This window comes from Streptomyces sp. NPDC102467 (assembly GCF_044765445.1).
GTDB lineage: Bacteria > Actinomycetota > Actinomycetes > Streptomycetales > Streptomycetaceae > Streptomyces.
The window spans coordinates 1-9,552 of sequence record NZ_JBIWKA010000050.1; the positions used below are offsets into that span (position 1 = coordinate 1).

General features: G+C 70.3%; 9 protein-coding genes and 1 rRNA gene. 6 read left to right on the plus strand and 4 right to left on the minus strand.

What is annotated here, in order from left to right; all coding sequences use genetic code 11:
• Positions 1-88, plus strand: a 5S ribosomal RNA gene (gene rrf, locus ACIREE_RS42100); the annotation flags it as partial.
• 62 nt (positions 89-150) lie between these two features.
• Here the strand turns inward: rrf and ACIREE_RS42105 are convergent.
• Entirely contained in the window at positions 151-1,044 is an 894-nt protein-coding gene (locus tag ACIREE_RS42105; RefSeq protein ID WP_404164827.1) for an aldo/keto reductase, read from the minus strand.
• 102 nt (positions 1,045-1,146) lie between these two features.
• Here ACIREE_RS42105 and ACIREE_RS42110 point away from each other — a divergent pair, with 102 nt between their 5' ends.
• From ACIREE_RS42110 to ACIREE_RS42130, 5 genes are all read left to right on the plus strand, one after another.
• Complete coding sequence (locus ACIREE_RS42110; RefSeq protein WP_404164829.1) at positions 1,147-1,695, plus strand: isochorismatase family protein; 549 nt, start codon at positions 1,147-1,149, stop codon at positions 1,693-1,695.
• 77 nt (positions 1,696-1,772) lie between these two features.
• A complete protein-coding gene (locus tag ACIREE_RS42115) occupies positions 1,773-2,141 on the plus strand; it encodes a hypothetical protein (protein WP_404164831.1) in 369 nt (122 codons plus the stop codon).
• A gap of 175 nt (positions 2,142-2,316) precedes the next feature.
• Positions 2,317-2,745: a MerR family transcriptional regulator gene (locus ACIREE_RS42120; RefSeq protein ID WP_404164833.1), complete on the plus strand. Its 429-nt coding sequence runs from the start codon at positions 2,317-2,319 to the stop codon at positions 2,743-2,745.
• Positions 2,746-2,750: 5 nt separating this feature from the next.
• Positions 2,751-3,065 carry a thioredoxin gene (gene trxA / locus ACIREE_RS42125; protein ID WP_404164835.1) on the plus strand — a complete coding sequence of 105 codons (315 nt, stop codon included), beginning with the start codon at positions 2,751-2,753 and terminating at the stop codon, positions 3,063-3,065.
• A gap of 168 nt (positions 3,066-3,233) precedes the next feature.
• Entirely contained in the window at positions 3,234-5,474 is a 2,241-nt protein-coding gene (locus ACIREE_RS42130) for a HelD family protein (RefSeq protein WP_404164843.1), read from the plus strand.
• Here ACIREE_RS42130 and glgB read toward each other — a convergent pair.
• The 3 genes from glgB to ACIREE_RS42145 form a co-directional block, all read right to left on the minus strand.
• Positions 5,461-7,689, minus strand: a complete 2,229-nt coding sequence (gene glgB, locus ACIREE_RS42135; protein WP_404164837.1) for a 1,4-alpha-glucan branching enzyme — start codon at positions 7,687-7,689, stop codon at positions 5,461-5,463. The two genes, ACIREE_RS42130 and glgB, sit on opposite strands and share 14 nt — an antisense overlap.
• Positions 7,690-7,818: 129 nt before the next feature.
• Positions 7,819-9,186, minus strand: a complete 1,368-nt coding sequence (locus ACIREE_RS42140; protein WP_404164839.1) for a phosphotransferase — start codon at positions 9,184-9,186, stop codon at positions 7,819-7,821.
• A gap of 171 nt (positions 9,187-9,357) precedes the next feature.
• Positions 9,358-9,552: alpha-glucosidase C-terminal domain-containing protein (locus ACIREE_RS42145; RefSeq protein ID WP_404164841.1), on the minus strand; the 195-nt coding region annotated here is incomplete at its 5' end.

Genomic DNA, 9,552 nt, shown 5'->3' on the forward strand with positions numbered 1-9,552 from the left:
CGGTTACATTTCGAACCCGGAAGCTAAGCCTCACAGCGCCGATGGTACTGCAGGGGGGACCCTGTGGGAGAGTAGGACGCCGCCGAACTAAATTTAGTAAAAAGCCTCAACCCCCGAGCATTCGCTCGGGGGTTGAGGCTTTTTTGCGTTTCAGGCGAGGGCGCTCAATTCGTCGTCGGTCAGCCGGATCGCGCCTGCCGCGACGTTCTGCGCGAGGTGCTCCGGGTCGCCGGTGCCCGGGATGGCCAGGACGTTCGGACCCTGGTGGAGGGTCCAGGCCAGCCGGATCTGAGCCGGGGAAGCGTCATGGGCGGCGGCGACCTCGCGGACCGCCGGAGTGTCGGCCGTGCCGCCGGCGTGGCCCCCGCTGCCCGCGATCGCGAAGAACGGTACGAAGGCGATGCCCGACTCCGCGCAGGAGCGCAGTAGTTCGGCGTCCCCGTCACGGCCGGTGCCGAGACCGAAGCGGTTCTGCACACACACGATCGGCGCGGCGCTCCGGGCCCGGCCGAGCACGTCCGCGTCGACGTCCGAGACGCCGATATGGCGGATCAGGCCCGCGTCGCGCAGCTCGGCGAGCGCACCCACGTACTCCTCGATGTACGGCGAGATCCGTTCGTTGACCCGCATGTTGACCACGTCCAGGCGGTCGCGGCCCAGCTGGCGCAGGTTCTCCTCGACGTCGCCGCGCAGTTCGTCGGGGCGTGCCCAGTCGGTCCAGGCGCCGGACCGGTCACGGCGCGGGCCGACCTTCGTGACGATGACCAGGTCGTCGGGGTAGGGCGCGAGCGCGGAGCAGATGAGCTCGTTGGCCGAGCGCAGTGACGAGAAGTAGAACGCGGCCGTGTCGATGTGGTTCACGCCGAGTTCGAGCGCGCGGCGCAGCACCCGGATCGACTGGTCGCGGTCGCTGACGGAGGAGTTGTCGAAGGCGACGCGGCCCGGCAGCCGCATGGCACCGAAGCCGATGCGGCGGACGGACAGTTCGCCGCCCAGGAGCCAGGTGCCCGACGCGGCCGCGGTGACAGGGGAGTGGATGGTCATCAGGGGAGCTTGGCATACGCGCCCGCACGCACGGCCATGGGGCGTTGTCAGTGGCGCCGCCTACTGTGGCGGCAGTCCGCAACGACGACCAGGAGGCTCGCCATGACGACCCTGCCCGACCGGCCCCGCACAGCGCTGCTCGTCATCGACGTACAGAACGGGGTGGTGGAGGGGGCTCCGCGCCGCGACGAGGTCATCGCGCACATCAACGCCCTCGTCGACAAGGCTCGTGCCGAGGACGTGCCCTTGATCTGGGTGCAGCACTCCGACGACGACCTCAAGGAGGGTACGCACGCCTGGAGTTACGTGCCCGAGCTGGTGCGCGTCGAAGGGGAGCCCCTGGTGCACAAGAAGTACGGCGACTCGTTCGAGGCAACCGATCTGGAGGCGGTGCTCGCCGAGCGTGGGGTCGGCCGGCTCGTCGTGACCGGGGCGCAGAGCGACGTGTGTGTCCGCTCCACGATCCATGGTGGCTTCGTGCGCGGCTACGACGTGACGCTTGTCGGTGACGCGCACACGACGGAGGACCTCAGTGCGTACGGCGCGCCGGCTCCCGAGCTGGTCATCGCGCACACGAATCTCTACTGGAAGTTCCAGAGCGCGCCGGGGCGCAGCGCGGAGACGGTGGACACGGCGGACGTGACGTTCTGAACGTACTCAGTGGGGCGGGTGGGATCTGAGTACGGCCACTCATGTCATGGCCGTCGTCCGGAAGTTGGATGGTCGGCATGACTTCGGACATCGCCGCAGACGTGCACATACGACCCGCCCGGCTCGCCCGTCACTGGGTCGCTCCGCTGCTCTCCTCGGTGGTGACGCTGCCGGGGGCGTTCTTCGCGTATGTCTTCGCCGCGCTCGCGCCGATGGCCTGTGATGCGTGCACGGACGCGCAAGCGGCCGCGTTCGATCCGAGCTTCGACCGTGCCTTCACGGTATTCGGCTTCAGCCTGACGGTTTCGCTGCTTGTCCTCGCGACGGCGTGGCTGTTGCCGTGGGAGGAGCGGTTCGCTGCCCGCAGGGTTGGGTTTGCCGCGCTGGCGCCAGGCGCGGTGCTGGTCACTTACCTGATCTTTCTTGGGATGGTCGACTGGCCTTGACCTTGGTCGTGCGCCCGGCGCTGTAGCCGAGCCCCGGGGCTCTGCCCCGGACCCCGCTCCTCAATCGCCGGAGGGGCTTGAATGCTGGAGTCGCCGGAGGGGCTTGAATGCTGGAGTCGGCGGAGGGGCTTGAGTGCTGGCCTTGACGTCAGGGGAAAGGTCTACCGTCGGAGACATGCGCATCGGAGAGCTCGCGGACCGCGCCGGTACCACCACGCGGACGCTCAGGTACTACGAGTCGCGCGGGCTGCTGCCCGCGCGGCGCGGTGGCAATGGCTACCGGACCTATGACGAGGCGGATCTGCGTGCCCTGCGGCAGATCCGTACGCTCCAGGACTTCGGGTTCGACCTGGAGGAGACCCGCCCGTTCGTGGAGTGCCTGCGTGCGGGGCACCCGGAGGGCGACTCGTGTCCGGCGTCGCTGGCCGTGTACCGCAACAAGCTCTCCGAACTCGATGCGCTGATCGGCGAGTTGACCGCCGTACGGGAGAAGGTCGGCGCACAGCTGGAGCGCGCCGAGCGGACAGTCGCGGCGCTGAGCGCGGAGCAACCCGCGCCCCGCTGCGAACTCAGTGAAGAACTCAGCGAAGGACAGAAGGAGTGAAGAGGATGCGGGACGTGACCGACGCGGACTTCGACGAGCAGGTGCTGAAGTCCGGGCGACCGGTGCTCGTGGAGTTCACGGCCGAGTGGTGCGGGCCGTGCAGGCAGCTGGCACCGGTGCTGAAATCCATCGCGGAGGAGGAGCGCGAGCGCCTCGACGTCGTGGCCATCGACGTGGACGCCAACCCGGAGACGGCGGTGAAGTACGGGGTGCTCTCGATGCCGACGCTGATGGTCTTCAAGGACGGTGAGCCGGTGTGGTCGCGGGTGGGCGCCAGGCCCAAGCGGCGACTGCTGGAGGAATTGGCGGAGACCGTCTGAGCGGAGACGGCCCAGGAAATCCGCGGTTGGAATTACCCCCTGCCCGGGGTATATTCGGTGTTTCTGTGTGCCCACAGAAAAGGCCCCTCACAAGGGGCTAACTAAACACACCGTACCGGGCAGGGAGCAGTTTTGTCAAGCCGGGAATCCGCCGCATCGCAGAAAGAACTGCAAAAGGAACAGGAATTCATCGACCGGCTCTACGCACGCGTAGACGCGCTGCGCGGCGACGCCGCGGGCTCGGTCACGGACGCCCTGACGCCCGTCGGCACTGGTCAGCAGGCCCGGCTCGAGCGTGACCTGCTGGTCGTGGAGCGCTCAGGACTGCTCGCCGCGCTGAATGCGGTCGACGGTTCGCTCTGCTTCGGCCGTATCGATCTCACGAACGGCGTGACGCATCACATCGGGCGCCTCGGAATTCGTGACGACGACACCGAACTCACGCCGATTCTGATCGACTGGCGCGCACCGGTCGCCCGTCCCTTCTATCTCGCCACCGGTCATCTGCCCATGGGTCTGCGCCGCCGTCGGCATCTCACCACCGAGGGCCGTACGGTCACCGAACTGCACGACGAGATTCTCGATCTCGGTGACGACGAGCGCACGGGGTTCGAGGACCCGAGCGGTGACGCCGTGCTGCTCGCCGCCCTGAACTCGGCCCGTACCGGCCGCATGGGCGACATCGTGCAGACGATCCAGGCGGAGCAGGACCGGATCATCCGGCACGACCACCGCGGCGTCCTCGTGGTCGAGGGCGGTCCTGGCACCGGCAAGACCGCGGTGGCGCTGCACCGCGCCGCGTTCCTGCTCTACGAGCACCGGGAGCTGCTCGCCAAGCGGGCGGTGCTGATCGTCGGCCCGAACCCGGCGTTCCTGTCCTACATCTCCGAGGTGCTGCCCGCGCTCGGCGAGACGGGCGTGCTGCTCGCGACGGTGGGCGAGCTGTACCCCGGGGTGCACGCCACCGCCGTCGACACCCCGCGGGCCGCGGCCGTCAAGGGTGCGGTGGCGATGGCGGACGCGCTGGCGCTCGCCGTCCGCGACCGGCAGCAGCTCCCGGAGCCCGGCGCCCCGCTGTTCATCCGGCACGACGACGGCGATCTGATCCTCGACTGGGAGATCGCCTACGAGGCACGCCAGGCGGCCCGCGACACGCTGCTGCCGCACAACCTGGCCCGGCCGCACTTCGCCTTCCGGATCCTCGACGCGCTCACCGAGCAGCTCGCGGAGCGGATCGGCGCGGACCCGTACGGCGGGCCGAACTTCCTCGGCCCCGACGACCTGGCCCAGCTCGGCAAGGGGGTCGCCGCGAGCGCGGACGTGCACGCCGCCATCGAGGAGCTGTGGCCGACGCTCACCCCGGAGGGCGTCGTCGCCGACTTCCTCGCCGAGCCCGTGCAGCTGACGGACGAGGACGCGGAGGCGGTCCGCAGGACCGTCACGGGGCCGGCCGACTGGACCGCCGCGGACGTGCCGCTGCTCGACGAGGCGGCGGAGATCATCGGGTACGACGACGCCGCCGAGCGCGCCGCGGCCGAGGCCGCGCGGCAGGAGCGGATCGCGTACGCGCAGGGCGTCCTCGACCTCTCGCGGGGCTCGGAGACGTACGAGTTCGAGGACGAGGACGAGTCGGAGGTGCTGGCCGCGCACGACATCGTCGACGCCGACCGGGTCGCCGACTGGTACGAGGAGGAGGACCACCGCAGCGCCGCGGAGCGGGCCGCGGCCGACCGGACCTGGGCGTTCGGGCACATCATCGTCGACGAGGCGCAGGAGCTGTCGCCGATGGCGTGGCGGCTGCTGATGCGGCGCTCGCCGACCCGCTCGATGACTCTGGTCGGTGACCCGGCGCAGACGGCCGAGGAGGCCGGTGTCGGCGCCTGGGACAAGATCCTGGAGCCGTACGTCGAGGACCGGTACGAGCACACCCGGCTCGGGGTCAACTACCGGACGCCCTCCGAGATCATGGACGTCGCGGCGGCCGTGCTGCGCGAGGGGAACCCGGCGTTCGAGCCGCCGTCGTCGGTCCGCTCGACGGGTGTACGTCCCTGGCGGCGGGCCGTGACGGGAGATGTCGCGGAGGCCGTGGCGGAGGTCGCCGCGGCCGAGACCCCCGAGGAAGGGCGGCTCGCGGTGATCGCGCCGCGCCGGCTGCACGCGGCGCTGGCCGCGCGGCTGCCCGACGTGGTGGCGGGGGCCGAGCCGGACCTCACCCGGCATCTGGTGCTGCTCGATCCGCGGCAGGCGAAGGGGCTCGAGTTCGACCGGGTGATCGTGGTCGAGCCGGGGGAGTTCGGCGTCAGCGATCTGTATGTGGCGCTGACGCGGGCCACGCAGTCGCTGGGCGTCGTGCACAGCGCCACCGAACTCCCCTCCTCACTGGCCGGGTCGCACCTCAGGCAGGCCTGAACCAGACCGTGGCCAGCGGCGGCAGGGTCAGCCGGACGCTCGCCGGGCGGCCGTGGGCTCCCACGTCGTCCGGCTTCACCGGCTCGGGGTTGGCCACGCCCGAGCCGCCGTAGCGGGCGGCGTCGGTGTTCAGGACCTCGATCCAGGCTGGGACATCGGCGGGCACGCCGAGGCGGTACTCGTGGCGCACCACCGGCGAGAAGTTCGACACGGAGAGCAGCGGGGCGCCGTTGGCGGCGTGGCGCAGGAACGCGAAGACGTTGTCCTCCGTCGCGTCGCCGACCACCCACGAGAACCCGGCGGGATCGGTGTCGCGCTCCCAGAGGGCGGGCGCCTCGCGATAGACGGTGTTCAGATCGCGGGTGAGGTCGCGTACACCGCGGTGGTCGGGCTCGGCGCCGTACGCCGGATCGAGCAGCCACCAGTCGGGGCCGTGCGCCTCCGACCATTCGGCGCCCTGCGCGAACTCCTGGCCCATGAACAGGAGTTGCTTACCGGGGTGGGCCCACATGAAGCCCAGGTAGGCGCGGTGGTTGGCGCGCTGCTGCCACCAGTCGCCGGGCATCTTGGAGACCAGGGACTGCTTGCCGTGGACGACTTCGTCGTGGGAGATCGGCAGTACGTAGTTCTCGCTGTAGGCGTACACCATGGAGAACGTCATCTCGTGGTGGTGGTACTTGCGGTGCACCGGCTCGTGCGCCACGTAGTCCAGCGAGTCGTGCATCCAGCCCATGTTCCACTTCAGTCCGAAGCCGAGTCCGCCGAAGCCGCCGGGCCCGACGTGGTGGGTGGCCCTGGTGACGCCGTCCCATGCGGTGGATTCCTCGGCGATGGTGACCACGCCGGGGACGCGCCGGTACAGCGTGGCGTTCATCTCCTGGAGGAAGTCGACCGCGTCGAGGTTCTCCCGGCCGCCGAACTGGTTCGGGGTCCACTGCCCTTCCTCGCGCGAGTAGTCGAGGTAGAGCATGGAGGCGACGGCGTCGACGCGCAGGCCGTCGATGTGGAACTCCTCGCACCAGTAAAGGGCGTTCGCCACAAGGAAGTTGCGGACTTCCTTGCGGCCGTAGTCGAACTCCAAGGTGCCCCAGTCGGGGTGCGCCGAGCGCAGCGGGTCCTCGTGCTCGTACAGGGTGCGGCCGTCGAACTCGGCCAGCGCCCAGTCGTCGCGCGGGAAGTGGGCAGGAACCCAGTCCATGAGCACGCCGATGCCGGCCTGGTGCAGCGCGTCGATCAGGTACTTGAAGTCGTCCGGGGTGCCGAGGCGGGCCGTGGGCGCGTAGAAGCCGGTGACCTGATAGCCCCAGGAGCCGCCGAAGGGATGCTCGGCCACAGGCATGAGCTCCACATGCGTGAAGCCCAACTCGGCTATGTAGGCGGGGAGTTGTTCGGCGAGCTGGCGGTAGGTGAGCCCGGGGCGCCAGGACCCCAGATGGATCTCGTAGACGGAGAAGGGTGACTCGTGGACGGGGCGGTCGCCGCGGGAGCGCAGCCAGGCGTCGTCGTGCCAGGTGTGATGGGAGGCGTGGACGACGGACGAGTTCGCCGGGGGTGTCTCGGTCCGGGTGGCGAGCGGGTCGGCGCGCTGCGTCTTGCTGCCGTCCGGGCGGGTGATCTCGTACTTGTAGAGCTCGCCCTCGCCGATGTCCGGGACGAACAGCTCCCAGATACCGGACGAGCCGAGCGAGCGCATGCTGTGGGCCTCGCCGTTCCAGTAGTTGAAGCCGCCGACGACGCGGACGCCCCGGGCGTTCGGCGCCCAGACCGTGAAGCGGGTGCCCCGGATTCCCTGGTGCTCCATCGGGCGGGCGCCGAGCGCCGTCCACAGCTGCTCGTGCCGGCCCTCACGGATGAGGTGCAGATCGAGGTCGCCGAGGGCGGGGAGCAGGGAGTACGCGTCCGCGATCCGCTGGACCGTGTCGCCGTAGGTGATCTCCAGTTCGTACGCGGGCGGGGCCTCGCGGTGCGGGAGCAGCACGGAGAAGAAGCCGTCGCCGTCGTCGTGGAGTTCGGTGTGCAGGCCCGCCGGGGTGGTGACGGCGACTTTTGTCGCGTAGGGGCGCCAGACGCGTACGGCGGTGCCGGTGCCGGCCGGGTGGGCGCCCAGGACGGAGTGAGGGTCGTGGTGGGTGGCCGACAGGAGGCGGGTCCGGTCGCCCTCCGGTACGGGGGCGCTCTCCGCTGAGGCACCCGGTGCGGGGGTGCTCTCCGCCATGGAGGCACTCTCGGGTGCGGGCGCGACTTTTTTCGGAGCCGGAGTCCGGGGCTTGGTGGGGCGGCGGGTCACGGGTGGGCCTCCTTGTTGGCCTGCACGTCTGCCGGGTGGGTGGTGGTCGTGGGCGCCCTAGTCCGGTTCCGCCAGCCGTCCCAGGGCCGCGAGGGGCACCGGGAGCCAGTCCGGGCGGTGTCGGGCCTCGTACAGGGCCTCGTAGATCGCCTTGTCCGTCTCGTACGCTCGCAGCAGGACCGGGTCGGTGCGCGGGTCCCAGCCGGAGGCGTCCGCGTAGCCCACGCAGTACGCGGAGCGGCAGGCGTCGGACCAGGCCGGGTTCCAGGGGTGGTGGGTGCGGGCGGCGTAGTCGAAGGAGCGGAGCATGCCGGCGATGTCGCGGTGCGGCGGGTGCGGCATGCGGCGCTCGGCGAGCGGGCGGGACGGTTCGCCCTCGAAGTCGATCAGCCGCCAGAATCCCGACGGGTCGCGCAGGCACTGGCCCAGGTGCAGGTCGCCGTGGATGCGCTGGGCCTGCCAGGTGAGTCCCTCGCTCGCCAGGTCGGCGAGCGCCTCGAAGGCGGTGCGCAGGCCGGGTACGTAGGGCAGGAGCGCGGGGACCTGCTGGGCCGTCGTCTCCAGGCGGCGGGTCATCGTCGCGGCCAGTTGCTCGGTCTGCACACGGGTGTACGTGACCGTGGGCAGGGCCCGAGCCAGAGCGATGTGCACCTCGGCGGTGGCGCGGCCCAACTCGCGGGCCTCGGTGACGAATTCCTCTTGTTTGGTGAGGTGCTTGAGGGCCAGGTCCCAGCCGTCGGCCGCGCCCTTGAGGTAGGGCTGGAGCAGGCCGAGGGTGGTCTCGCCGTCGGCTGTCTCGTACCAGGCGAGGGGGGTGGGTACCCGGTCGCAGCCCTCGTGGGCCAGGGCGAGGGGGAGTTCGAGGTCCGGGTTGGTGCCCGGCAGGACCCGGCGGAACACCTTGGCTATGAGTGAATCCCCGTACACGACCGAGGAGTTGGACTGTTCGGCGACAAGTGGCCGGGGGTCCAGGTCGCGGGCGATCTGCCCCGCCGGATCGCGGTGGAAGCGGAGGTCGCCGAGGGTGCCGGGGATGCGGAGGCGTTCCAGCAGGACGTCGGTCTGGCGCGGGTCGTGCAGCGCTTCGTACGCGGTGCGCCCGGCGAGCGGCCCCCGGGTGATGTGACCGATGACGGCGGGTGCCAGATGCGGGGCCAGGGCTTCGGTGGTGCCGATGAGGAGCTGGTAGCGGTCGCCGGGGCCCTCGTCCGCCGGCGGCTGATGAGCGCGCACCAATAGGTGCAACAGGGCGTCCTCAGTGCGTAGTTGGGTGACGGAGTCGATGGTGAGGTCGGTGATCGGGCGGCCCTTCCCCGCGAACCACCGCTGCCGCGGCAGCCACTCCCGCAACAACGGGTCCAGGGACATGAGCAGCTCGGAGTGACCCTCCGGCGGAGCGGCGGGCCGGGCTGTGGCTTCGGACATGGCGTCGCGTCCTCTCCCCGGGAACGCGTCGGGCGGTGCGAGCGGACTCCGGGTGCCGAGATGCTGTCCAGGAATGGAGAAGTGCCGGGTATGCGGGGAGAGTTCCCAGGGCGCGGGGAGGGAAACCGCAGAAGCCGGTTGTCCCGCCCCGGGCCGTGGATCGTGCCGCGGTCAGTCCTTGCGCAAGCGGAACCAGTAGAAGCCGTGTCCTGCCAGCGTGAGCAGGTACGGCAGCTCACCGATGGCCGGGAACCGGACCCCGCCGATGAGCTCCACGGGGTGGCGGCCGTTGAACATCTGTAGGTCGAGTTCGGTGGGCTGGGCGAAGCGGGAGAAGTTGTGGACGCACAGGACCAGGTCGTCCTT

What these genes read in the sequence shown, in the direction of transcription:
- ACIREE_RS42105 (WP_404164827.1), bottom strand. Translation starts at nt 1,044, where the DNA reads ATGACCATCCACTCCCCTGTCACCGCGGCCGCGTCGGGCACCTGGCTC.
- ACIREE_RS42110 (WP_404164829.1), top strand. Translation starts at nt 1,147, where the DNA reads ATGACGACCCTGCCCGACCGGCCCCGCACAGCGCTGCTCGTCATCGAC.
- ACIREE_RS42115 (WP_404164831.1), top strand. Translation starts at nt 1,773, where the DNA reads ATGACTTCGGACATCGCCGCAGACGTGCACATACGACCCGCCCGGCTC.
- ACIREE_RS42120 (WP_404164833.1), top strand. Translation starts at nt 2,317, where the DNA reads ATGCGCATCGGAGAGCTCGCGGACCGCGCCGGTACCACCACGCGGACG.
- trxA (WP_404164835.1), top strand. Translation starts at nt 2,751, where the DNA reads ATGCGGGACGTGACCGACGCGGACTTCGACGAGCAGGTGCTGAAGTCC.
- glgB (WP_404164837.1), bottom strand. Translation starts at nt 7,689, where the DNA reads ATGGCGGAGAGCACCCCCGCACCGGGTGCCTCAGCGGAGAGCGCCCCC.
- ACIREE_RS42140 (WP_404164839.1), bottom strand. Translation starts at nt 9,186, where the DNA reads ATGTCCGAAGCCACAGCCCGGCCCGCCGCTCCGCCGGAGGGTCACTCC.